The 24,768-nt window shown below is 53.0% G+C and carries 19 protein-coding genes, 1 other RNA gene and 1 riboswitch; of the genes, 8 read left to right on the plus strand and 12 right to left on the minus strand.

Features of this window, described 5'->3' with window-relative positions; all coding sequences use genetic code 11:
* The gene (locus C8R21_RS05300) at nucleotides 1-798 is read right to left on the minus strand and encodes a sulfite exporter TauE/SafE family protein (RefSeq protein ID WP_107761769.1); all 798 of its coding nucleotides are present in this window, start codon (nucleotides 796-798) and stop codon (nucleotides 1-3) included.
* Nucleotides 799-879: 81 nt separating this feature from the next.
* Nucleotides 880-1,335: an EVE domain-containing protein gene (locus C8R21_RS05305; RefSeq protein WP_074972670.1), complete on the minus strand. Its 456-nt coding sequence runs from the start codon at nucleotides 1,333-1,335 to the stop codon at nucleotides 880-882.
* Nucleotides 1,336-1,654: 319 nt separating this feature from the next.
* Between C8R21_RS05305 and C8R21_RS05310 the strand changes: the two genes are divergently transcribed.
* Nucleotides 1,655-3,220, plus strand: coding sequence for a peroxidase family protein (locus tag C8R21_RS05310; RefSeq protein ID WP_258192265.1), 1,566 nt, complete (start codon nucleotides 1,655-1,657; stop codon nucleotides 3,218-3,220).
* Nucleotides 3,221-3,268: 48 nt separating this feature from the next.
* Here the strand turns inward: C8R21_RS05310 and C8R21_RS05315 are convergent, their stop codons facing one another.
* Nucleotides 3,269-4,603, minus strand: a complete 1,335-nt coding sequence (locus C8R21_RS05315; protein WP_107761771.1) for an alpha/beta hydrolase — start codon at nucleotides 4,601-4,603, stop codon at nucleotides 3,269-3,271.
* Between the two features lie 394 nt (nucleotides 4,604-4,997).
* On the opposite strand from C8R21_RS05315, the gene C8R21_RS05320 reads away from it, so the two are divergent.
* The 3 genes from C8R21_RS05320 to C8R21_RS05330 all read left to right on the plus strand — a co-directional run bounded on the left by C8R21_RS05320 (nucleotide 4,998) and on the right by C8R21_RS05330 (nucleotide 7,735).
* Complete coding sequence (locus C8R21_RS05320; protein ID WP_258192266.1) at nucleotides 4,998-6,293, plus strand: CapA family protein; 1,296 nt, start codon at nucleotides 4,998-5,000, stop codon at nucleotides 6,291-6,293.
* Between the two features lie 333 nt (nucleotides 6,294-6,626).
* A complete protein-coding gene (locus C8R21_RS05325) occupies nucleotides 6,627-7,229 on the plus strand; it encodes a hypothetical protein (RefSeq protein ID WP_107761772.1) in 603 nt (200 codons plus the stop codon).
* A 2-nt stretch (nucleotides 7,230-7,231) separates the two neighbouring features.
* Nucleotides 7,232-7,735 carry a MaoC family dehydratase gene (locus C8R21_RS05330; RefSeq protein WP_258192267.1) on the plus strand — a complete coding sequence of 168 codons (504 nt, stop codon included), beginning with the start codon at nucleotides 7,232-7,234 and terminating at the stop codon, nucleotides 7,733-7,735.
* A gap of 59 nt (nucleotides 7,736-7,794) precedes the next feature.
* Here the strand turns inward: C8R21_RS05330 and C8R21_RS16375 are convergent, their stop codons facing one another.
* From C8R21_RS16375 to C8R21_RS05350, 5 genes are all read right to left on the minus strand, one after another.
* A complete protein-coding gene (locus C8R21_RS16375) occupies nucleotides 7,795-7,929 on the minus strand; it encodes a hypothetical protein (protein WP_258192268.1) in 135 nt (44 codons plus the stop codon).
* 341 nt (nucleotides 7,930-8,270) lie between these two features.
* On the minus strand, nucleotides 8,271-9,764 hold the full coding sequence (locus C8R21_RS05335) for an amidohydrolase family protein (protein ID WP_107761773.1): 1,494 nt from the start codon (nucleotides 9,762-9,764) through the stop codon (nucleotides 8,271-8,273).
* Between the two features lie 58 nt (nucleotides 9,765-9,822).
* Nucleotides 9,823-10,002, minus strand: a non-coding RNA gene (gene ssrS, locus C8R21_RS05340) — 6S RNA.
* A gap of 80 nt (nucleotides 10,003-10,082) precedes the next feature.
* Complete coding sequence (locus C8R21_RS05345; RefSeq protein ID WP_074972210.1) at nucleotides 10,083-10,397, minus strand: cell division protein ZapA; 315 nt, start codon at nucleotides 10,395-10,397, stop codon at nucleotides 10,083-10,085.
* On the minus strand, nucleotides 10,394-10,594 hold the full coding sequence (locus tag C8R21_RS05350; protein ID WP_074972208.1) for a hypothetical protein: 201 nt from the start codon (nucleotides 10,592-10,594) through the stop codon (nucleotides 10,394-10,396). Before C8R21_RS05350 ends, C8R21_RS05345 begins: the two co-directional genes overlap by 4 nt.
* Nucleotides 10,595-10,745: 151 nt before the next feature.
* Nucleotides 10,746-10,983: riboswitch (cobalamin riboswitch) on the plus strand.
* A 110-nt stretch (nucleotides 10,984-11,093) separates the two neighbouring features.
* Between C8R21_RS05350 and C8R21_RS05355 the strand changes: the two genes are divergently transcribed.
* The 3 genes from C8R21_RS05355 to C8R21_RS05370 all read left to right on the plus strand — a co-directional run bounded on the left by C8R21_RS05355 (nucleotide 11,094) and on the right by C8R21_RS05370 (nucleotide 18,347).
* Nucleotides 11,094-13,160 (plus strand): TonB-dependent receptor, encoded by a 2,067-nt coding sequence (locus C8R21_RS05355; RefSeq protein ID WP_107761774.1) that lies wholly within the window; start codon nucleotides 11,094-11,096, stop codon nucleotides 13,158-13,160.
* 309 nt (nucleotides 13,161-13,469) lie between these two features.
* On the plus strand, nucleotides 13,470-15,323 hold the full coding sequence (locus tag C8R21_RS05360; RefSeq protein WP_258192269.1) for an ABC transporter transmembrane domain-containing protein: 1,854 nt from the start codon (nucleotides 13,470-13,472) through the stop codon (nucleotides 15,321-15,323).
* Between the two features lie 954 nt (nucleotides 15,324-16,277).
* Nucleotides 16,278-18,347, plus strand: a complete 2,070-nt coding sequence (locus tag C8R21_RS05370) for a putative bifunctional diguanylate cyclase/phosphodiesterase (protein ID WP_107761777.1) — start codon at nucleotides 16,278-16,280, stop codon at nucleotides 18,345-18,347.
* Nucleotides 18,348-18,873: 526 nt separating this feature from the next.
* Here the strand turns inward: C8R21_RS05370 and C8R21_RS05375 are convergent.
* From C8R21_RS05375 to C8R21_RS15615, 4 genes are all read right to left on the minus strand, one after another.
* Nucleotides 18,874-20,142, minus strand: a complete 1,269-nt coding sequence (locus C8R21_RS05375; RefSeq protein WP_258192270.1) for an NAD(P)/FAD-dependent oxidoreductase — start codon at nucleotides 20,140-20,142, stop codon at nucleotides 18,874-18,876.
* A gap of 112 nt (nucleotides 20,143-20,254) precedes the next feature.
* The gene (locus C8R21_RS05380) at nucleotides 20,255-22,267 is read right to left on the minus strand and encodes a polysaccharide biosynthesis protein (RefSeq protein WP_107761778.1); all 2,013 of its coding nucleotides are present in this window, start codon (nucleotides 22,265-22,267) and stop codon (nucleotides 20,255-20,257) included.
* Between the two features lies 1 nt (nucleotide 22,268).
* Nucleotides 22,269-23,261: an MraY family glycosyltransferase gene (locus C8R21_RS05385; RefSeq protein WP_107761779.1), complete on the minus strand. Its 993-nt coding sequence runs from the start codon at nucleotides 23,259-23,261 to the stop codon at nucleotides 22,269-22,271.
* 48 nt (nucleotides 23,262-23,309) lie between these two features.
* The gene (locus C8R21_RS15615; RefSeq protein WP_146162446.1) at nucleotides 23,310-23,516 is read right to left on the minus strand and encodes a hypothetical protein; all 207 of its coding nucleotides are present in this window, start codon (nucleotides 23,514-23,516) and stop codon (nucleotides 23,310-23,312) included.
* On the opposite strand from C8R21_RS15615, the gene C8R21_RS05390 reads away from it, so the two are divergent.
* Nucleotides 23,497-24,747, plus strand: coding sequence for a dicarboxylate/amino acid:cation symporter (locus tag C8R21_RS05390; RefSeq protein ID WP_107761780.1), 1,251 nt, complete (start codon nucleotides 23,497-23,499; stop codon nucleotides 24,745-24,747). The genes C8R21_RS15615 and C8R21_RS05390 overlap by 20 nt on opposite strands.
* Nucleotides 24,748-24,768: the final 21 nt, after the last annotated feature.

Consider the following 24,768-nt stretch of genomic DNA (forward strand, 5'->3'; position numbering starts at 1 on the left):
CTAGAAAAGCCGGATCAGCATCCTCGTTCCCAGCAGATAAAGCAGCACCACAAAAATTTTCCTGAGCGTAGCCGTTTGCATGCCATGCGTCGTTTTTGCACCAATAGGTGCGGTCAGCATGCTGCCCAGGACGATCCACCCCAGTGCCGGCAGGTAAACGTATCCCAGGCTGTATTCCGGCAGCGGTTCGGGCTGCGCCATGCCATTGATCATGTAGCCGATAGCCCCAGCCACAGCGATGGGAAAACCTACCGCGGCAGCGGTACCGATGGCATGTTGCAACCTCACGTTGCATAGAGAGAGAAACGGGATCGTCAACAGACCTCCTCCGATTGCAACAAAGCTTGAAATCGCGCCGATGACGCTCCCCGCGGCAAGCATGCCGAGCCTTCCCGGAAGCGTGCGGCTGGGTTTGGGGCGGATGTTGAGGAGCATCTGTGTCGCCGCGTAATAAATGAAGACGACAAAAACGATGCTGAGAAAGCCGCTGGATAGCATGCTCACCACCGTTGCGCCTCCAAGCGTCCCCAGGATGATTCCCGGCGTAATGAATTTCACGACTTGCCAGTTCACTGCACCGTGAACATGATGAGTGCGCAGGCTGGCGGCGGAGGAGAAAATGATGGCCGCCATGGTGGTGCCAAGGGCGAGGTGAAGGATACGGTCCGGAGGGAAGCCCTGGGCAGTAAAAATAAAGGTAAGCACGGGGACGATGACCAGTCCGCCCCCTATGCCCAGCAGGCCGGCAAAGAAGCCGACCACGGTGCCCAATACCAGGTATGCCAGCCACCACTCCACGTCAAGCCATACTGCCGCAGATACCGGGATTCGAAATTGTACAACGGCTGCTCAACCTGGAAATCTTCCGGGAGTCTGTCATTACAGAATTCCCATGATGAAGTCCCACTCTGCCGGATCGATCGGCGTAATAGACAGCCGGTTGCCTTTTTGCAGGATACGCATGTTCCCAAGCTCGGAGTAACTGCGTAACTCCTTGATGCCGACCAGGCGGGTTTTCCTGACCAGGCGCACATCCACATTGAACCAGCGCGGATTTTCCGGCGTGGCTTTCGGATCGAAATATTTGTTCTCCCGGTCGAACTGGGTGGCGTCCGGGTAGGCCAGCTTGCTCACCTCCGCAATCCCGGCGATTCCCGGCTCCTCACAGGTAGAATGGTAGAAAAAAACCCCGTCGCCGACGCGCATCTGGTCACGCATGAAATTTCGCGCCTGATAATTGCGCACCCCATACCACGCCACCGTCTGATCGGGCATCGAGGCGAGGTCGTCAATACTTACGTCGGAAGGTTCCGATTTCATCAGCCAGTAACGCATTTCCATCATTAACTATACTTATTGAAGTCAGCGAGCAAACAGTACAAACGTCATACCGGCGGAAGCCGGTATCCAGTGATGTTCGAAGCGCGCCATTATTGGTTTGAGCTGGATTCCGGTTTGCTGGATTCGAGTCAGGCCCGAAATGACGAAATTCATAGTGTTGTCTGGCCGGATCAATAGGTCGGAATTCAGTACTTGTGAAGTTGAACGGGCTTTTCAGCAAGATTCCCCTGGGCAAAATTTTCTGGGTGGGGGACTCTCACATAAACAATCAATGTTACAGCAAGACGGAGGAGCAATGATAAACAATAAGTTAATGAATCGTCTTCTGAAACTCCTGTGGCGGATAGGCGAAAGCTGGCCGTGGCTGGCCAGGAAATTAAACGAATTCGCAATCAATCGGGTAGTAAATGTTTGCCGCCACCGGCCACATCCCTGGAGCACCGTTCACCCCTATACCTCCTGGACCGCGCTTACAGATCAGCACTGGAGCGCGCGCCATTTGCCGGCGAAGAAGCATCCGGCACAGCTTCCGTCTCCCAGCGAACTGCTCGGGCTTTTCAGGCAACAGGACGGAAAGCAGCGATTGTCCGACAAATCGACCCTGCTCTTTCCCGCGGTTGCCCAATATCTGACCGACGGTTTTATCCGCACGCGCATGCCTAAGGCAGGAGAATCCGAGACAGTTCGACTGCAAAATACATCCAATCATCAGCTCGACATGTGTCCGCTATACGGAAGGCTGGCAGAGCAGACGGCCGCCCTTCGTGTCAAAAGCGAAGCGAAAGGCGAACGGGGCCGATTGAAGTCCCAGTTTATCGGCGGAGAGGAGTTTTCGCCTTTCCTTTTCGATAACGGAATACTGAAGCAGGAATTTGCCATTCTCGATGAGCCCCTCGGATTGGAGGAAGCATTGGATAGGGTGCCCGAACGCCGGGAAGAGTTGCGCGCGCATATTTTTGCCTTTGGAGGGGATCGAACAAATGCCGTTCCTCAGGTGGCCATGTTGAATACCTTGTTTCTGCGGGAACATAACCGGCTTGCAGGCGAAATAGAGCGCGCCCATCCCCAGTGGGATGATGAGCGCGTTTTTCAGACTGCCAGGAATAACGTCATCGTGATCTTCATCAAGATCATCGTGGAGGAGTACATTAGCCATATCTCTCCCCTGGTGCCATACCGGGCGGACCCTTCGGTGGCCTGGGATGCCCCCTGGAACAAACCGAACTGGATCACGACCGAATTCAGTTTGCTGTATCGCTGGCATTCACTCATTCCAGATGCCATCACCTGGAACGGACACTCGTATCTCCTGGGAGAAACTTCCATGAATAACAAGCTGCTGGTGGATGGAGGGTTGCGACGCGCCTTTGCCGACATGAGCAGCCAGCCTGCCGGTCGTCTCGGCCCTTTCAACACGGCTGAGTTCTTATGGGAAATCGAAACCCGGGCAATAAAGCAGGGTCGTCTGGCAGAACTGGCCCCCTACACCGATTATCGTCATTATGTTTCCTTGGAGCGTCCTCAGGATTTCGCGGATATCTCCACGGATCCAAGAGTTGTCGATTTTCTGAGAAAGACGTACCGGCGCGTAGAGGACATCGATTTTTACGTCGGCCTGTTTGCCGAGGATCTGGTGGAAGATTCACCCCTGCCATCACTCATGCTCCGAATGGTGGCGGTGGACGCTTTCTCCCAGGCTTTGACCAATCCCTTGCTGTCACAGTACGTTTATAACGAAGAAACCTTTTCCGCTCCGGGTTGGGCCGCAATCCAGGGCACGGGAACATTTCGGGATATTCTGGACAGGAACAGGCCTTCCGATCAGCGCGGGGATTTATACGTCGGCTTGACCTTGTCTGGCTGGACGCCTTCTTCCTGAAAACAGGTTCCCTCTCGAACGCGAAGTTTATGCACCATACCGCTTTATTCAGGGACTGGTGGTCGAGATGAGAATAAGCTGCTTGATAAATTCGATAATGCGGCCGTCATCGATGTGGGTATGATCCGTAATCAGGTTTTTATCGACTCCAATAACGAGGTAGGGATTGCGTGGAGCCGATATGTTGCTCCTTTCCAGTGTAAGGCTCGCAATAGGGATCTTGCCGCCAGGTTTGTCGTCTTCCCATGCGGACTTTGCTGCCAGGCCGGAACTGACACTCTCACTACTGCTCGATTGGCCCGCAACTCCCTTTGGCAGATCGTGGGACGGATAGAGCCTGTGAGTCTCATACGGTTGGAAGAGGCCAACCGCGGTTACATTTGCCTCGCCCTCGTCGATGATTTCTTCCTGCCGGGTTACGGCATTTGTTCGCCTGATATCGCGATCCTTCTCAAAAAAGGTAGACAGATGGCGGCCAATGGGAAACGAATTACCAAGGGCCTTATCGGCCTCGGATGTCAGTATGGCCATGACAGGCAATTGGGACTTGAAGTAAGTGCCACGCTCTGTGGACATATCACTGAGCGATGCAAATTGTAAGGCTTCGAAGGCGGGGTTTATGAGCACAACCAGATTCCCAAACCCTTCCACGTCGCTCTGCACGCCCACTGGCCCCATTGTGCGAACGAACCGGTTTTCGAGTATTTGAACCAGTGAGGCATGTACGATGGCGCCGCCGAAGCTGTGCCCGACAATCACCAGGCGAGTGTTGCTGTTACCCTCCGAGACATTTTCCTTAACGCGCTTGAGTAGTTCGAGGCGGCTCAATACCTCGGTAACGCCACCCCGGCTGACTTTCTGTGCGGTATTTTTCCGGTCCCAGAAAGTCAGATCCTCAACCAGAGGCATGGTAATGGACTCACCGCGCCAAGCTAAATAAATACCGGCCACCTGTCGTGCCGGTCGCCCCGTTTTCTGGCTGATAAGAAGTTCGTTCTCACTCAACCCGGCAAGAACGTTACGAAAAGTCTGGATATTCTTGTCGGCATGCTCCGCATTATGCTTCCAGCCATGAACGAATACTGTTATCAACAAATCTTTGCTGGCGGCTTCAGCCGAAAGCTTATCGATAACCGACCACATTTGCTTGCGATCCCAAAGCTGGCCCTGGTCATCGAACTCAATAAAATTTAAGAGATATCGAGCTCCATCTGCTGTGGGAAATTCCAGGATCGCGTGGTTTTTGCAGTCCTGAGACAATTCCGGCGTCGGGTTAACGCATAAATCATACTCCGTCCGATACTGTACAAACGGCGCACACCCGCCAAGTACCATCAGGAGAATCAGAACAGTGACATGCAATTCGACGGTGTGGAATTTCATGGTATTTATTACTCCGAAGAGATGTTCTGGTCAACACTATATCAGGGGAACGGTCATGTGTTCCTGAAACGCGTTTCGTATCGGGTGGAAATCCGAATATTCCACCTTAAAGACGGGAGGCGCATTCATAATGAAGGTTAGTAGTGTTAGTAGTATATGTCTATGTTGATTTGGTAAAGTGTATTTTCGGATTTGTTCCTGCAGATCAGGTGTCCGTGTGAACAAGCTCGCTTCTCAGCACCCATCAGGGACACTGGGTAAACTGGAGTAAGTGACCGGGCTCATGCCACCGGTTTGTTGAACTTCTGATGGCAAGGGGGGCGGAAAATGGCATTAACAAACGTATTCCAACTACCACCCGTTATAGAGCTTACAGTCCAAATGGGGTGTTGTCATGAAGCGTGCTGAAAACCCCGGATATCAGCTGGAACGACGTGAATTCATCGTCTCTACACTTTCGGCGGGGCTCGCAATAACGGTAGGTCCGCTTTACGCCCAAGCCGTGACGAATGGCCTCCAGATTTCTGTAAAGAATGGTGATCAGACCGCTCCTGGACCTCGATCGCCGGGCGGCAATACTCCAATCAGCTTATTTCTCTGTGGCGATGTCATGACGGGCAGAGGCATAGACCAGGTCTTGCCTCATCCGGGCAATCCCATCCTTTTTGAGGGGTACATGAAAAGCGCAACAGGCTATGTTGAGCTTGCCGAAGAGGCAAACGGGCCGATTCCGCAACCCGTCTCCTTTTCCGATATCTGGGGGGATGCGCTTGCCGAACTGGCACGCAGAAAACCCGATGTTCGCATCATTAACCTCGAAACTGCGGTTACCCGCAGTGACGACGTACAGGACAAGGCAGTCAACTACCGCATGAATCCCGACAATATTCCCTGTATCACTGCTGCGCAAATCGATTGCTGTGTTCTGGCGAACAACCATGTCCTGGACTGGGGGTATGCAGGTCTCGCCGAGACGCTGAAAACGCTCAAACAAGCCGATATAAAAATAGCTGGCGCCGGCCTGAACATTCAAGAGGCACAGAAGCCTGCCGAGTTCGCCGTTTCTGGAAAGGGGAGGGTCCTGGTTTTTTCATTTGGATCGGAAACAAGCGGCATACCCTGGGGTTGGGCAGCTCGAGCAGATCGACCAGGCGTGAATCTGTTGCCTAATTTTTCAGCAAAAACGGTTCGGGAAATTCGCGACAGAATAAAACAGGTCCGCCTGCCCGGCGACATTGTGGTTGCTTCGATTCATTGGGGCAATAACTGGGGTTATGCAATTCCGGCCGAGCAACAGGATTTTGCACATGGCCTGATCGATGAAGCGGGTGTTGATGTCATCCACGGCCATTCATCGCATCATGTGAAGGGAATCGAGGTTTACAAGGGAAAGCTCATTCTTTATGGATGCGGCGACTTCCTGAATGATTATGAGGGCATTTCGGGGCACGAGGCTTATCGGGGTGACCTGACGTTGATGTATTTCGTGAGCGCGGAACCGCAAACCGGCAAGCTGGTCAGTCTGTCCATGGTGCCCATGCAGGTCAAGCATTTCAGATTGAACCGGACATCTGATGTCGATGCTTCCTGGCTGAAGAATGTCCTGAACAGGGAGGGGAAGAAGCTGGGGACGTCGGCGGAACTGGCCGCGGATAATACCTTGATGCTCCGATGGACGCTCCAGGGATAGTGCAAGTCAAAGATGAGCCCTCAGAAAGCAGCTCGCTGCTGCGGGGCTAAACACCTGGAAAAGTGAGCGGGAAGCTTTGGAGAGGGCGTGCAGGTATTAGGCCGGGAATCGGAACGCTGTATTCAAGCTGAGCGCGCATGCAGGCAGGGAGAAGAAACTGGTCAAAATTGGCTGACGTAGAGCACTGCGGATTAGGCGGCTTCAAGTGCAATTTTGGTGTAATCGCAGCAAGCAGGGTGGCAAAATTCCCTGCTTAATGCAATACACGATACTAAAATTTCAATAAGAGATATCAATCCATCTGGCCGCTCACCAACCATTGTGGAGGTGCACATGAACACACATTCTGATTCAACGGCGCAGACAGACTCTTCCCGGTCTTATTTGACCTTCCAGGATATTCTGGAAACGGTGAGTCATGAACCGGGGCAAGGCCACCTGCTTGAGCAAATCGAAAAAATTGTGAGGATTCAGCAGCGGGAACGCTTATATGTCATTCTGTCGCAAGTCTCGGAAGATCAACTCCTGCCCGTACAGGTCTTGCTCGAGCGCGATCTGCCGCAGAGAGGAAAATGCAATTCATCCTATAACCGCTTCCGTATTCCATCCTGGAAAAAATACGACGACATCTATTGGCAATCGCTAATCGACTATACGATCCTTGCGCTTCGCACATTCAAGGAAATCGACTTCTGCGCGATTCGCGGGAAGCTCGTGCTGCAATATTTTGATATTCCCGGTGGGACACTCCGAGTTCAGGATGTCATCCGAAGACTGGTCTGGCTGATCGATAACGGCCATTTGTCCGTCGACTTTACGCGATCCCGTTGGATGGAAAGCTGGCGTCACACTGTGGCAAGCATGAGCCGCGAGGAAATATTCACGGCTGCCAGCATCGTCGAGGTCGTCCCTAAATTGTTGCTAAGTGGAGAATAGTATTGAATAAGCTAGAAAATGAGGTGACAGTAATGCCCCCTCCTCGGGATGCACCACCTGCCCGCTGTCTGGACGATATGAAAGTAGGGCTGCGCTTCGCTGGAGATCCACGTGTCGTGCAGGAACAAGAAATTATTGCTTTTGCCAAGCAATTCGATCCCCAACCCTTCCATATTGACCCCGGCCTGGCAAGTCAAACTTTGTTTGGCGGCCTGATCGCCAGCGGCTCGCACACGGCAGCCATGACGATGCGGTTGCTGCTTGAAGCCTTCCCTATAGGGGATGGCACGATCGGACTTGGCGGCGAAGCGGCATGGCCCAATCCGGTGCGCGCCAATGATGCCATTCACATCGAAGGTGAAGTCAGCGCCGTCAAACCTTCACGGTCGCATGATGATCGCGGTATTGTCACGGTTCGCACTGAAACCAAAAACCAGAATGGTGACGTCGTACAAACCTTGACAGCCAATCTTCTTGTTTTTCGCCGCAAAAGTAGATCCGCATAAAATTAGCCGTGACCCGTTCCGTTATGTCCGGCTCAATTGTCATACTTGATTTGATTACATTAGAGATCGGGATCAACAAAACCGCCTTGACCTAACCGACCGCCTTCAGGAGACTGACCACCTTTATAATTCTCGGTCTTCATCAGATCTTGCTTTGATTTCTTTTTTTCCTTTTTTTGCTTCGTTTGTTGCATCACTCTTATTCGAAAGCTTTTCTTCGGTTACTACCGGTTTTCGCGTATTTTCACTGTTAATATTTTGCGACTGAGCATATACCATACTTATTTATGGAGCCCAGAAGCAGGATGTTGATAAAAACAATTGCTTGAAGCTTTTTACTTCCAGAGGAAAAAAGATGGTTCATGGCGGCTCCTTTATTTAATTCACTTCTCATTCAGAAGCATTTTTACTATGGATTACGAATTTGCGATGAAGTGACCGACTTGAGTTTGCCGGGTGAGTCCACTCCGCCCCCTTCATGATTAATGCATTAAGGACTGATCCAGCGTGATTATTCAAAGGATCTCCTGGCCGATCAAGGTTGGCCGGCTCCAGGTAGATTGAGGAACTCCCGCCGCGTCTTTGGCCCGTAGGTAAGGAAATGCGGCTGCGGGTTTTGGAGGTAAGCAAGTCGTTCGTGCGCAAGGCGGTCGCGGCCGGTATATTTTTTTACTTCCTCCGGGCTGATCGAATAAACCCTGGCAGCGTTGAGGCCAAAAATCTTCGCTCGTAGTTGTGGAGTAATTTCCGGGTAACCGTATTTTGCACGCAATTCAGGGGCGATCTGAAAGGCGCGAAACGCCTGGATCTGGTCTTGCGGTGAGCCATACCAGATAGAATCCGTTCCCCACAGGACGTTGTCCTCTCCGCAGTACTTCAACAGCTTTCCCAACACATGCGCCGCGGCTTCAGGGTCGCGCATCAGGTATCGCCAGGTACTGCCGAGCTCCGCGTAAACATTGCTGTTGGGAGGAACATCATTGTCGATGAGTGAGCGGATCAGAGTATCGACGCCGTCATCTGCGCCTCGGCCCTGGAAGGGACCTTCGGGGAAGCTCGTTACAAAACCCGAGTGGTAGACCAGAAATGCAACGTCAGGGAATTTTTTGGCCGCCACGCCGATGTCGGTACACTTGCTGTGCTCGTAGGATTGCTTGCCGAAAGGCAGGCCCTTGTGCACGCAGATTACTTTCACGCCGAGATTGCGCGCCTTCTCGATGAAGCGCGTTCCAGTTTCATCCGACAGAAAGTAACCTTTTCCTTCGGGGCCGAACTGTGTATAAGTCTTCCAGGCGGATACGCCCCACAGGTCCTTCAACTCATCCATCCGCTCCAGGTCACCTTGCTGATTGGGATTGACGCGCCCGTGCAGCAGCAGGCGGTGTGTTCCTTCCATCCTGTCGACGATCCTGCGCACTGCGTCCGCCTCCTGGATGGTAAGTGGCTCCGCATCCGGCCGCGATGGCACGAAAGAGAGCACCATCATGTCCGTATCCGAATCAAGGAACACGTCCTTGATGAACTCATCCGGTCCGAGGCACTGTAAATAGCTATGTGAACCTGGCTCCAATCCAAGTGCGCACCCGGTCTTGGGCATTTGGCTCAAAGGTTTTGCACCGGGGACAAGCTTTTGCAGCCATGCGCCTTTTGGGTTCACGAAGTGGCCTTGCACGTCAAAAATGAATTCGCCTTTATCACCGATCCCCGCCTGAGCGAGCGCAGGTTCGAGCGCAGCTTCCTTTGCCAGATCGAAAAATCCGCCTGTCCTGCCTGCGGCAGCATTAGCGCCATTGAATGCAAGAAGGGTGGAAGCGGCGCCACAAGCGGAAATGAGAAAATGCCGCCGTGAAACTCCCAGGCGTTTCGCGTTTGTGTCAGCCGTTTCATGGGCAAGACGATTCGCGGCAAGATTTGCAGGCGATAGCGGAACTGGTTTGAATTCTCCGTTGGATGTCGTGTCGAGCTTGATTGGCAGACGATTGCCATCGGGATCGATGTCCTCAGCTGGATTCCATTTGGGTGGATTCATGTGGACAATTCTTCCAACAAAAAAAGCGGCATTGCCGCTTTTTTTGCTTTTCCTGAATAAAGTCCCCGCAAATGCCGTCAGGTCTTTTATCTTGAACCTTAGGGTTCAAGGTGGTCACTTGCCGGATGCATCAGGCGCTTCCGCATGGGATGCGCACAACAGCATCGCTCTGGTTCGCAACCGTTTCTCAAAAAGTTGGTTCAAAGAATATAGACCTTGACAAACACCGCAGGGAACGACCCTTGCCACTCCCGCGGTATTCAGCGCAAACCCGCAGATGCGACCTCTGTTCGGCTGCTTCAGAGGCTGATTTCCGGTTTAAAACAGTTTGTCCTGCTCCGGCATGGCAGCATCGAGCATTGCCTGCATGTGATCGATTCTACGCCTAAATTCTTCCGTGTCAAAGCCTTCCTTGTTTCTCGCATTGAGCAACTCATGGGTGATATTCAGGGCTGCCATGACGGTGATGCGCTCAGAGCCGAGTACTTTGCCGCTGTCCCTGATTTCGCGCATCTTCTTGTTGAGATAGGCTACCGCTTGTAGCAACCCCTCGCGCTCTTCATCTGAGCAGCTCACTCTGAACTCCCGCCCCATGATAGTGACATCCAGGGTCTTGCCCGTGCCTGTATTCATTCTTTGCTCTCAGGAATGCGCGCCAAAAGAACCTCGAGCCGTGAGGTAGCTGCACCTATTTTTTCCACCAATATCCGGTTGTGGCTTGTGGTAACTGCCAGTTGCTGGCGCAACTGAATATTCTCGGTGCGCAGTTGCTGGCACAAGCGTACGAATTGGGTGATTTTTTCTTCTAGAGTATCCAGTTCCGGTTCCATCAAAGCACTATAGTTTGGAAATCCTCAGTCAGTCAACTGCTAGCACGGTCTTTCGAATGTGGCTTCAGGAAAGGTGTGGGATATATGAGACAGCTCAGCTTACAGCAAGGGTTTTAAATCATTTCGCATGATCTATTCCACGGTTCTGGTAGAATGCTGCCTCGTTTGAGGTGCCTGCCCGCTTCCCGCGGTCAGGTTAAACGGGAACCAGGTCAGGGATCGATGAAGATCCCCGGATGCCTGGGCTGCCCCCGCAACGGTAAGCAGGCGTGGACGTATCAGGGAAATCCTCCAGGGTTTCCTAATGCCACTGTGAATTCTCCAGTTCATGGGAAGGCGATGCGTCAAATCCTGCGAGCCCGGATACCGGCCTCGGATGCGTATGGACATATCGCGTGGGGCGGTATCCTGATCGATATTTCTTTCGTTCGAAGCTCCCGCGATATTTTCCTGTTTCCTTGTTCTCACGGCGGGGATACATATCCCTCGGGCAATTATCATGGGTTTGTTTCGCAGGCATGTCGTGCCATTGGTCTTCATTTCCGTTCCTTCAGGGGCGCTTGCCGTGTCCGGCGATCCGGCGGAGCGATTGCTCCCTGACGTCGTTGTCACGGCAACCCGCTTCAGCGAGCCCATCGACAAGCTGCCCACCGGGGTTTCCATCGTCAATGCGGAACAGATCAGAAACAGCGCCGCCTCGACTTTACCGGAGTTGCTGCAACAATTGTCTGGCATACATACCAGAAATGTCGATGGCAGTCCCGATCCGCAGATCGATATGCGCGGATTTGGTATCACCGGCAACGAGAACACTCTGGTTTTGCTGGATGGTCAACGCATGAACGAAAATGAACTGACCGGTATCCGCTGGTCGACGATTCCTCTCGATACCATCGAGCGCATCGAAGTATTGCACGGCAGCGGCAGCGTAGTTTATGGAGCAGGCGCTACCGGGGGTGTCATCAATATCGTAACACGTGCTGCCAAGCCCGGTCGCATATCGGGTACGGGAGGAGTTTCCTTCGGCAGCTACAGCGGCACGGAATTCAACGGAACACTCAACGCGGCAGGGAGCAACATCGGGCTGGCGCTCACGGCCAATGCGTTGCGAACAGACAACTACCGCGTGAATAACGCGCTGCGTCAATCGAATCTGCAGGGCGATCTGCGTTACCGGTTCAACAGCGGCAGGGCGTTGCTGAAGTTCGGACTGGATGATCAGAAACTGGAACTGCCTGCCAATCGCACTGAAGCACAGTTGCAAACCGACCGGAGAGGCACCTCGACTCCGCGCGATTTCAGCACTCGCCAAGGTGCATACGTCACGCTGAGAGGAGAGAAAGAGACGGGATTCGGTGATCTTGCCGCGGACCTTTCATTTCGGGACAACCACCGTACCGCATTATTCGACGATTACAATCTGGACGACTTCAACGCCAAAACATTCGTCAATTCCCGCTCAGACCAGTGGCTGTTCAACCCGAGGATGAAGTTGCCCTTTGCGGCTTTCGGCATGGAACACGAACTGGTACTGGGCGCGAATTTCGAATGGTGGGATTATCGATCGAGACGGTTTACTGGACCGGAAACAATGCCAGGTTCGGCATCCGCCGATATCCCGCGAACGGATGTAGTGGCGACCCAGCTAAACCGTGCGATTTATTTTCAACAAGCCTCCACTTTACCTAAAGGTACCGTTGTCAGCCTTGGGGGGCGGCTGCAATGGGTAGACAACCGGGCGAATGACCATTTCAATCCCGCTGCTTACGCCAGCGGCCGGCAGAGTCGTACGGTTTATGCCTATGATGCAGGTCTTCGCCAGCCCCTGGGGGAAGCTTTTTCGGTCTATGGCAGATTTGGCCGCAGTTTCCGGATAGCTACAGTGGACGAAAACTACAACCAGTTTGGCGGTCCAATGTTCGATTCCATAGTGAAGATTCTCGAACCGCAAACTGCCCATACTGGGGAGCTCGGACTGGATTACAAGCAGAAGTCCCTACGGGCGCGCGCTTCGCTCTACCGAACCAACCTCAACAATGAAATCAGCTTCATAAACATAGACCCGTTCCTGTTCTTTGCCAACGTCAATCTGCCGCCCACGCGGCGGCAGGGTTTTGAGCTGGAAGGCTCATGGACAGTGACGAGCGCAATCGATATATTCGGCAACTATACGTTTATCGATGCACGCTTTCGGAAGGGGGATTTTGGTGGTGTGGATGTATCCGGCAACCTCGTCCCGCTAGTGCCGCGTCATAAGGTTTCGGCTGGAGGTACATACCGGTTGGGCTCCAATACCCGCGCGGCAGTGGTCATGAATTATGTAGGTGAACAGGTTTTCGATAACGATCAAGCCAACACCGCCACGCGTCGTATGCCGGATTATGTCACTGTAGATCTCAAGGTGACTCATCAGATGAGGAAACTGCTGTTGAGCATGGCCGTGAACAACCTGTTTGATGAAAAGTATTTTTCCTATGCCATTCGCAATTCGGCGGGCACGAGCTTCAGCGCACTGCCTGCCCGGGAACGCAACGTCTGGCTCACGGTAAAGTATCAATTCGACTGAGCTCCCTTGAGTCTCCTGAGCACGCTCCGATCTAGCAGCGCCAAGCCCCGCGGCTAGCGCCCTGGCCGCCACTGGGCTGCCTTTTCTGCGCCTCATGGCGCCACTCTCCATGTAAATTGTCGGCCTATACATTTGTCGCGTGCTTTATGATCATTCTGATTTCGCCAGCAATGGGTCAGGCGAGGATTTTACAAAGATTTCCTGAACTCTCGTCGCTTTCCATACTTTATCCGCCGCCAAGGCGAGTGCCATAATACGGCTTTTGCCGAACCTGCCGCATCTGCTTCCGCGATTCGGCCTGTACGTCTCATGCAAGACACACAAAATAGCGGCACCCGCCAATTATGCCTGCGCCTGATGAGATACGTCGCGCCGTACTGGGACGCGCTCATCCTTGCAGCAGCTTGCATGATTGCGACAGCGGCGACCGTTCCCATGCTGGCTGCATTGGTGCAGCCGACCATGGACGAGGTTATCGCGAACAGGAATCCCGAGTTGCTGCAACTCGTGCTCTTGGGAATCATCAGCTTGTTTGCGGTGCGCGCGGTAGCCGGGCACCTCGCGACTTACGTACTCCATTGGGCAGGCAGCAAACTGGTGGCGGATCTGCTCTGCGAGATATTCGACAAGCTGCTTGTATTGCCGCATTCGTATTACGAATCCTGCTCCGGCAGCAATCACATTTCGGTCGATCATGTCTCCAGGATAACATCCGATGCCCCGGAGGTGGCACGCGCTTTTGTCAACGTGGTGACGGTGATGATCAAAGACACGTTCACTGCCATTGGTTTGCTTGCATGGATGTTTTATCTTAACTGGACGCTTGCCTTGCTGGTTTTGTTGATGTCATCCGTGATTCTGCTGGTCACGCAACTGCTTGGAGAACAGCTGCGGGAGATGGGACGGAAAAGCGGGCGAGCGATGGAGGGCCTCACCCGGATTCTGAAAGGCTCTGCAGTGAATTTCACGGTGGTCAAGCTCTATGGCGGCGAGCAATATGAGAACCGGCGCATGAGAGAGCAGGCGGAGGAGACACGCCGATTTTTCATGAAACGAGTTGCTGTTGCCTCTCTTTATGTTCCTTTGATACAAACCATTGGTGCTGCTGCCGTAGTGCTCACCCTCTATTTCGCCGCAAGTGAGGCAGTTGCCGGTGAAATCACGGCAGGAAGCTTTACTTCTCTTATCGCGGCCATTCTGCTGCTGATTGCTCCCGCGAAGCGAATGGCTGAAGTGGGAGAAATACTCCAACGCGGACTGCTCGCCGCTGGAAGCCTGTTTTCATTACTTGACGGGGAGGTGGAGCCGGAGACAGGAACCATCGTTATTCAGCGGGCGCGCGGGGAGCTGCAATTCGAGGAGGTCGGTTACGGCGAGCGTGCGGAGGGGAATCCTGGCGCCTCGTTAAAGGTTCATTCCATGGCGGATTCCGATCCGGCGGCAGCACAGGGGAGCGCACTTCATCCCGGATTGCGCGACGTTACCTTGATCATTCAGCCGGGTGAGACAGTGGCGGTGGTCGGGTGCGCGGAAACCATGGATGTACTTACGTGTATGGTGCCGCGTTTCCTCAATCCCACATCCGGGAGAATCCTGCTGGATGGGCATGATCTCAGGAACATCACGCTGGCGAGCCTGCGAGCCAACATTGCATTGGTATCTCCGCACACGGCGCTGTTCAATGACACTGTCGCGGCGAATATTGCATATGGTGCAATGGGGCGTGCCACCGAAGGACGGATTACGTGGGCAGCTCGCGCCGCTCACGCATCCGAGTTCATCCGGAGGTTGCCGGATGGGTTGCAGACCGTGGTCGGGCAGGACGGCGTGGAACTTCCCGTCAGCCAGCGGCTGCGCATCGCCGTTGCGCGGGCGCTTCTGAAAAATGCGCCTCTATTGATCCTGAACGAGAAGCTTGGAATGATGGAGCCGGAGTCAGCGCCTCTTGTGCAGGCAGCGTTGGATACCGCGATGCAAGGCCGTACCACGTTCGTTATTGCGGATCGTTTATCCACGCTGGAGAAAGCAGACCAGGTGGTCATGGTGGACAAAGAGCGCATTGTGGAAAGGGGCTCACATCGGGAATTGATGGCAAGAGATGGAGCTTATACCCGCTTGGTTCGCAGGTTGTTTGTTTCGAGAGGTGCAGTAGTAGCTCGATGAGTGACGAGCAGATCACAGGCGTTCTATCCGCCATCGCCAGTTGTTGCTCAGAAGACCAAATAGCTATTGATCAACTGACCAAACACTCAGCCAAATAAGCAAGATCAGGTCGCCTGCTAAAGGCAAGCCCACGACATTTCATTGTATCCCCCTTTTGACCAGTTGATCCAGGAACTGGATCTCGCCTTGCACCTGGATCGCCCGGAATATATATATGTCATTTTTCTGCTAGCGTCATATAGGTAGATCTGCCGAGGTTAGTCAATACGTATCAGGAAAGGAAAACGAGCGGTCGCTGACATGTGAGAACTGGTGACCGCCTGGGCGATGTTGTCATCTTGATGCCGATCAGCATCGGAAGCTGGAGAAAGTGAGGTTACGAACAGAACTTTGAACACTTTAAGGTTATTGTGCGTTTACCAAGCAAAAAATGTCTTGCTCCTTCTGAGTTCTGTAAACGGGGTTTCATCTACGGCACATGGAGAATAAGCAACCATTATTTTTTGCTTGACTGGAACAGTGCAGGTTCCAGTGCTGCAAGCTCTTGCCTGTAACACCTACAGCGAGTTAAACCACTACATTCAAGGCTTGGAATTTTTCTACAGAGGAATGCAAGGAGCAGATTTCTGCTTTGTTATCAACCTCCGTTACCCTTTAATGCTGAGATTCCTTATGGAGGTTTTCGTATTTATCAAGGGTAGCGAAACTGCCTGTTTCTACGCTTACCCCAGCCGGGTGTAGATACTCCTTCGCTAGTTTCGCAACCGGTTTTTCCAATCAAAAACTCGGACTATTTGAGTCAGCGAACATACAGTACTAACGTCATATCGGCTGAAGCCGTATCAAGTGACGTTCAAAGCACGCCATTATTGGACGTGGACTGGATTTCGGGTCAATCGTTCCGATCAGAAAGAGGAAAGGACAGATAGACATAGATAAGAGAAACGAAAAGGCATGAAAAAAGAGTCTGAATTGAATAACTCACTCCCCGTGCTGAAAGCAGCGATAGAGGCAACCGTTGACGGTCTTCTGGTGACAGATAAGCAGGGCAAGGTGCTTTGCTACAACCAGCTTTACGTGGATATGTGGCCCATTCCAAGTGAGCTCCTGACTCATGCGAGCCATCACGCAATCCTCGGATATTGTGCAGGGCAATTAAGAGATCCCGAGCGATTCCTGCGTTCAATCGAGGAAATTTATGCGATGTTGGCGCCAGAAAGCTTTGATGTCTTTGAATTTCGCGATGGGCGGGTATTTGAGCGATGTGCAAAAGTCAAAACTCTGGAAGGATCTACTGCCGTGCTCGTTTGGAGTTTCAGGGACATTACTGAACGGAGGCAGGGGGAGAGCTACAAAGCGCAGTTAGCGGCAATCGTCGAGTCCTCGAACGATGCAATCGTTGTAAAGGATCTAAACGGCATTATTACCAGTTGGAATGGGGCGGCAGAAGAGCTTTTTGGGTATCGTTCCAGTGAAATAATAGGCTCTTCCGTATTGACACTGATTCCGCCCGACGGCCTGGAGGAAGAGAACAGAATCATGAACCTCATCAAGAGCGGGAAACGCACAAACCATTTTGAAACCGTGCGATGGAAAAAGGGCAAGAAACCGATTGATGTCTCTGTCACGATATCGCCGGTGAAGGATAGCGCAGGCAACATCATCGGTGCATCGAAGATTGCGCGGGATATCACTCAGCGCAAGGAATCACAAGAACGTATCGAGTATCTGGCCCATTATGACTCGCTGACCGGGCTGCCCAACCGCGCGCTGCTTGCTGACCGCATGAGGATCGCGATCGAGAACGCTAGCCGATATTCCTTCCGGTTGGCGTTACTATTCGTGGACCTCGATCGCTTCAAGCTGATCAACGATTCGCTCGGTCATGAGATCGGCGACAAGCTGCTTAAGGCGGTTGCAGGGCGCATGCAGTCTACGGTTCGCCAAACCGATACAGTCAGCCGGCTAGGAGGTGACGAGTTTATTGTCCTGCTAGGTCAGATTCATACAGCTACGGACGCAGCGGGAGTCGCTGAGAAGCTTGCTGCAGTCTTGTCTCAGCCCTATCAAATAGAACAGCATAAACTCTTGTTGACGGCGAGCATCGGGATCAGCATTTATCCGGATAGTGGTAAGGACGCCAGCAGCTTGATGCGCAATGCTGACGCCTCGATGTATTCGGCCAAAGGGCAGGGCAGGAACCGCTATCAGTTCTATTCTGAAGACTTGACTTCTACCTCCGTTGAGCGGCTCAGCCTTGAACATGATCTACGCGGTGCTCTTGCGCGTGATGAAATTTTTCCGGTATACCAGCCACAGATAGAGCTTGCTACCGGACGCGTCGTAGGTGCGGAGGCACTCATGCGCTGGGAACGCCTTGGGCAGGGATTAGTCTCGCCTGCGAGCTTTATTCCTGTAGCCGAGGACAGCGGTTTAATTCTGTCTCTCGGTGAGCACTTCCTGAGGGAAGCCTGCCTGCAGGCACGCCAGTGGCATGAGCAGCAGCAATTTGAGGGAACAATCGCGGTAAACGTTTCAGCGGTGCAATTCCGTCAGAATGATTTCACAGATGTTGTACTGCGCGCACTTGCAGACACCGGCCTTTCGCCAGAGTGCCTGGAACTAGAGGTAACCGAAAGCGTCGTGATGCATGGAGTGGAATCGGTCGCACAGAAAATGCGTATCCTGGAATCTCACGGTATAAAGCTGGCTATTGACGATTTCGGTACCGGCTATTCCAGTTTGTCATATTTACGGCAGTTTGCCATTGACCGGCTAAAAATAGATCAATGCTTCGTTCGTGATCTCCCCGAGAACACCGACGCCAAAGCTATTATTTGCGCCATTGTGGCGATGGGACTCAGCCTTGGCTTGCGTGTAATGGCGGAAGGTGTAGAGACGGAAGCGCAAGCTCGCTTTCTTCAAGACATCAATTGCGCGGAAAGCCAAGGTTATCTATACGCGAAGCCCATGATGCCAAATGACTTTGAAGCGTGGCTGAAAAGCAGGAAGTCGGGTTTTTAGGTGCTCGCACTACCATTCGTTAATCTTCATTACGGCAAGCATGGCGAGATTAATGGAGTAATCCTGTCGAATGGCACGAGTGTGCGCTTTCCGCGCGAAGTATCTTACCAGTTCGAGCCAATGTTAAAAATCGGACAGAGCATTACGCATCGGGTTACGGCACCAAAAATCAATACGGCAAGGCACTGGAGGCCACCGCGCTAGGCTTTGCGGAGCAACAAGACAGTCTCTCGTATTCCTCGATATCCTCAATGTGGAGCAAGGAATAGCTTGCCGATGTTGCGTCAAACCGAGAATCAACCTGATATACCTGTGCTGCTTCAACAAGAACCCGGATTATCAGCAGTTTAGATGAGTCCGGGTTCCTATATTCCTATAACCAGCTCTTATAGTTAAATCATGAGTTCCAAGGGCAAACCCTGAATCACAAATGATATCGCCTTCGCTGCAACCCGTGGGGATAGAGCCTTCGCCCTCTCGTCGTCGTCGTCAACAGGCGTTGTGCAATCATTCCATTCCTGCTGCTCTATTGATCTGATCGAGGCCTGATAATCATTCTCAATGATTGATCTTTGGTGAAAAAAGCAACTGCCCAGTTTGTTAGGGTCATAAACCGGTTGCGATAGGTGACAAGAGAAAAAAGGTGTACAAATAACCAGATTACCCATGCCATGAACCCCTTGAGATGCAAGGCGGGTGTGGGAAAGTCTGCCACGGCCTTGTTTCTGCCGATAATAGCCAGCGATCCTTTGTCATTGTACGTAAACGATATCAAAGGTTGGTTACGGATGAGGGCAACAAGATTAGCAGCCAGATTTCTGCCTTGCTGAAGCGCTACTTGCGCGAGCTGGGGATGCCCCTGGGGAAAATTTCTATCCGAGGTCAGCAGGGAAGTATCGCCTATGGCGTAGATGTTCCCTGTTGCGCTGACTTTGTTATATTCATTCACCAGCAGGCGGTTACCTCGTCCATAACATTCCTGGGGCAGGCCTTCGAATATCCTCGCAGTCACGCCTGCTGTCCACAGCAGGATTTGCGTCTCTATGGTTTTTCCGTCGGAGAAAATCACGGTACTGTTTATGTAATCCTTCACCTGGGCATCCAGATGTATTTCAACGCCCATTTTCAGCAGCACTTCGTAGGTATATTTTTGCGATTGAACGCTCATAGCGCCCAATAGAGCGGATGCACTGTCAACAAGGTGAATCCGTGGCTGGAGACCAGTCAATTCAGGGTAATCCCTGTGCAGGATTTTCTTGCGCATCTCTGCCAACATGCCCGCAATTTCAACTCCCGTCGGGCCACCCCCGGCAATCACGACCGAAAACGGCTTTTTCCTTCTCATTTCAGCAGGCTCAATAGTTATTTCTTCCATTTTTTGAAGCATGTAATTTCGTATTTCTATAGCATCATCTGCCGTCTTCATGGGCAGCGCAGCCCGACGGATATTTTCGATACCAAAATAATTGGGCTCGGTCCCCGTGGCGAGAACAAGATGATCGTAGGCCAACTCACCCGTGGACAGCAGCACCTTGTTGTCTTCCGGCATCACCTTTTGCAATTTGCCCAGCCGGAAGTGAATGTTTTCCTTGCCATGGAAAAATTTTCGGAAGGGGTATGCGATATTGGACACGTCCAGGAAGCCGGTCGCAACCTGGTACAGAAGCGGAGGAAAAAGGTGGTAGTTATTCATGTCCACCAGCGTTACATCAAATTCCTCTTTCCCAGCCAAATGCTTGACTAAGTTTAGTCCAGCAAAGCCACCACCGATAATAGCGATTCTGGTTTTCATCATGTGGTAATCGACAGAGATGAACGGGAAAATAGCTGCAATTCTTTATCAATACTCCGATCTGGAGCAGAAGTTTGATCAAAAGCTGCAATGGCAATGCAATGAGAAGCAATGCCTATGCGATACGAGACTGGAGCACCTGGGAAACAGGGGCAATTGATTCCGCGCTCGAGTATTCCGGAACCCATCTGGGCAGTTCCCGCCTGACTTCTTCGTCACTCAGGGCCGGATGCTCGTCAAGCCATGCCAGCAGAGCTGTCAGCCATTTTTTGTCTACCTGGCGCGCCTGTGCGATACGCAATTTTGGGTGGGGTGTGGGAAGCGTATTTTCGTCATCCGCCAACAGTTCTTCATGAAGTTTTTCGCCGGGACGCAAGCCATTGTAGACAATTTTTATTTCATCCTCGCTCAATCCGGAAAGACGGATCAAATCTCTCGCAAGATCGGCGATTTTGATCGGTTCACCCATATCCAGCACGAAAATTTCGTCCCCACGCCGCTTGCCACCCATCAACCCCGCCTGTAGCACCAACTGCGCTGCTTCAGGTATGGACATGAAATATCGGGTGATTTCCGAGTGGGTTACCGTTATCGGTCCCCCTTTTTCAATCTGCTCCCGGAACTTGGGAATCACGCTGCCCGCGCTGCCCAGCACGTTACCGAAACGCACCATGACAAATCGCGGCTCCTGCCTCCTTTCGAGCCTGCCGCCCGAAACAATTCTGCCGGAGACATTTTCGGCAGGACTGTCAGGGGAGGCAATCGACTGCTGTAACGCCTGGCACACCATTTCAGCCAGGCGCTTGCTCGCGCCCATGACATTGGTGGGATTGACGGCCTTGTCGGTCGAAATCAGTACGAATTTCTCCACCCCGTACCGGATCGCGGCTTGCGCCAGCACATAGGTTCCGCGGACGTTGTTCAACACTGCCTGCCATGCATTTTCCTGTTCCATCAGGGGCACATGCTTATAGGCGGCAGCATGAAACACGATAGCCGGCCTGTATTGCAGGAATACCTGGGACAGCCGCGCTTCATCCTTGACATCGCCAATGGCGAATATCATGGGAATCTCGGGAAAATCAGCCTGGAATTCCTGCTCTATGCTGTACAGCGCAAATTCATTCAATTCGAACAGCACCAGTTGGGCCGGGGTGAATTTGGCGATCTGCCGGCACAATTCCGATCCGATCGAACCACCAGCGCCTGTAATCAGCACGGTTTTTCCCGTCAGCAAATCGTGAAGCCCATCGTTATCCAGCACGACGGGATCCCGCCCCAGCAGATCTTCCGGCTCGACTGTCCGGATTTGCGACACCTTGATGTTGCCGCTGATCAGGTCGTTATAGGAAGGGACGATCAAGGCCTTTACCCCTGCCGCCGCACACATTTGCAAGGCCCGACGGCGGTCGCGCAGGAGGCGGTCGGGACGGCGGCGGTCAGAGCGGGCGCGATAGGATTTGCGGCGCTCTGAAGTGGAGGAGGTGAGGGCGATGATGGCGTGGGCGACACCCAGTTTCCGGGCTACCACCGGCAGATCGTTGATGCGGCCCAGTACTTTGAATCCGTGCAGCATCAGCCCCTGCCTGGCCGGATCGTCGTCAAGGAAACCTGCGACACGCCATTCCACATTGCGCGCCAACTCTTTTACCAGGCCAACAGCAGCATCACTTGCTCCCATCACCAGGACGAGATTGCCGCCCGCTTTACTTTGGCCGTAGAGCCGGTGTTCCTTCCAGAACCGGTAAGCGAGACGGCTGCTTCCCATGATGAACAGCAGCAGGATGGGAGCCAGTATCAGCACCGTTCTGGGCACACCGACCAGTATCTGCAACATGTATAGCACCAATGGAACGGCTGTGGCCGAGGCGGATACGGCAAACAGGATGCGCCGCAGATCAGGCAGGCTTGCGTAATGCCAGAGTCCACGATAAAGGCCGAAGAATAAGAAGGCCGCCGCGTGTATCGGGACCACCCACGGCAGGATCTCTTCTAAAGATGCCAGATAAACGAAGGGTATCTCGAAATTGAAGCGGAACAGATAAGCCAGCGACCAGGCGATAGCGGCAGCTACAACATCATGCCCGAATGCAATAACCGTTCTTATGTTGAGTTTGGGTGTCGGCATGTTATGAACCGTCAGCGCTATGCCGCAAATGGCGATCGCAAAGGCGCAGCATGATGAGATAAACTGCGATCCACGCCGCCACCATCCCGAACTGAACGCTAGGGTGTTGCCGGGCTGCCCAGAGGGCGCTGAGCGCTGAGGCTGCCATGAGAATGTAACCGATCAGAGCTGTATTGCGATGGCCCCAGCCGCTGCGCACCAGGCGCTGGTAGTAATGCTCGCGATGCGCCCGCCAGACTTTTTCCCCCCGCAGCCCGCGCTTTATCAAGGTGACGGAAGCATCGACAATAAACGGCGAAAATACCAGCACGGGGAACCACAGGGGCCAACACCCATTCATCCATCCCGTCATACCCAAGGCCGCAGCCAGGAATCCGAGCGGAATCGAGCCGGCGTCCCCCAGGAAAATGCGCGCGGGATGAAAATTAAACAATAGAAAAGCCGCTGCTGCCGCGGCAATGCAGAAGTTGGCAATCGCAAAGGCCTCGTTTCCGGAAACCCAGGCAGTTGCCCCATAGCAACTGAAACCGATCAGGGTCATGCCGCCTGCCAATCCATCCGAACCATCCATGAAATTATAGAGGTTGAGCATCCAGGTAACGGCAAGCGCGGCTGCTATCGCGACAATCCAGCCGTGAGTAGCGGCGAGGGTCATGGCGGAGAACCAGGCTCCCAGTCCCATATACATGGCAAGTCTTGGCCATACAGGCAAGCCGCGCACATCATCGGCGAAAGATATCGTTACCAGCAGCACGATCGCTACCCATATCAACAATGCCGGCCTGACAGGCAGAAACGCCCAGGAAATGAGAACTCCCGATATCAGTCCCAGGCCTCCTGTGCGAGGAACAGGACGAGTGTGCAGCGATCGGGAATTCGGCTGATCCAGTACCTTGAGAATATTCCCCCTGATCAGATACGAAATCATCCCTAGCGACACGATAAACGCTATGAATGGGGGAATCAGATATGGAATCGAGGAGCCGGAAATCATGATGGAATTATAGCGCTGATGATTTATGAGCGCGCAAGCGTGGATACCTCAGCCCCATTTCATCCACACCAGGAGAAAGTGGTCAATAATAACGATTTTCGACCATCCTCCGCCAGCACTCATGGACAACGCATACTCTGCTTCCAGCTCAGGACTGGACGCGTTATCCTTGCGCGTCATCCCGGAAGCGTCTGTACGCGTGCGCACATAGCAGCGCAAATCGTAAAAAACATTGATGAAAAAAACTTCACTCAATACCCAGATATTATGGGGCGTATTCGCCGGACTCTTCCTGGGTCTGGGTTTATCCCTGCTCGATGAAGAGTCAGCCGCCTTCCAGGCCGGACTGTATGCCGCCGAGTTGCTGGGAACGCTGTTTATCGACCTGCTGAAAATGGTGCTCATTCCGCTCGTGTTCACATCGATCGCAGTGGGCGTGGCCAACTTGCGGATGCACCAGCAGATGCATAAGGTATGGAAAGCAACGCTTGGTTTTTTCCTGCTTTCGATGGCACTGGCTGTTCTGCTGGGTTTGACCGCCGCCAACATTGTCCGTCCCGGAGAAGGGTTGCAGCTTGCAATGTTCCAGGATGACATGCAGAAGTTTCAGGCCGGGCAGATGCCTTTAACGGAGTTTATTGCGCAACTGCTTCATTCGCTGTTTCAGAACCCCATGACAGCTCTGGCTCAGGGTAATGTGCTCGCAGTAGTCGTTTTCGCACTCTTGCTGGGCATTGCAATGGTGGTGGGCGGGGAGCGCTATGCCAATATCCTCATACTGCTGCAGGAGCTGCTGGAGCTGATGCTGATGCTGGTTGGCTGGATCATGCGCCTTGCTCCGCTCGGCATCATGGGGCTTCTGGTAAAACTCGCTGCCACACAGGACATGGTTTTGCTTGCCACGTTGGTCGAGTTCATCGTTTTGGTGATTGGAGCCACTCTGCTGCACGGGATAGTAGTGCTTCCGCTGATTCTTTATCTGGTCACGGGAATGACACCGCTCAAATTCTGGCGCGGCGCGCGCGAAGCACTGATAACAGCTTTTGCGACCAGTTCCAGTTCGGCCACTTTACCCGTCACGTTACGCTGCGTGGAGCAGCACCTGCACGTCAAACGCGACATTGCCGGATTTGTCATCCCATTGGGTGCGACACTGAATATGGATGGCACCGCTTTGTACGAGGCCGTGGCAGCATTGTTCGTTGCCAACCTTGTCGGGATAGAACTCAATCTCGCACAACAGGCCATTGTATTTTTGACCGCGATGCTGGCGGCCATGGGTGCTCCGGGCATACCCAGTGCGGGAATGGTCACCATGGTGGTCGTGCTGCAATCGGTCGGCTTGCCGGCGGAGGCTATCGCCATTCTGCTGCCTGTCGACCGCTTGCTGGATACATTCCGCACCGCGGTCAATGTCGAGGGGGACATGGTAGGGAGTCTGGTCGTGCAGAAATGGGTGAGGGAAGAGTCCACTCCTGACTCCTGATCATCCCCGATTTTGCTGGCA

The sequence above is a fragment of the Nitrosospira multiformis genome (genome assembly GCF_003050865.1).
GTDB lineage: Bacteria > Pseudomonadota > Gammaproteobacteria > Burkholderiales > Nitrosomonadaceae > Nitrosospira > Nitrosospira multiformis_E.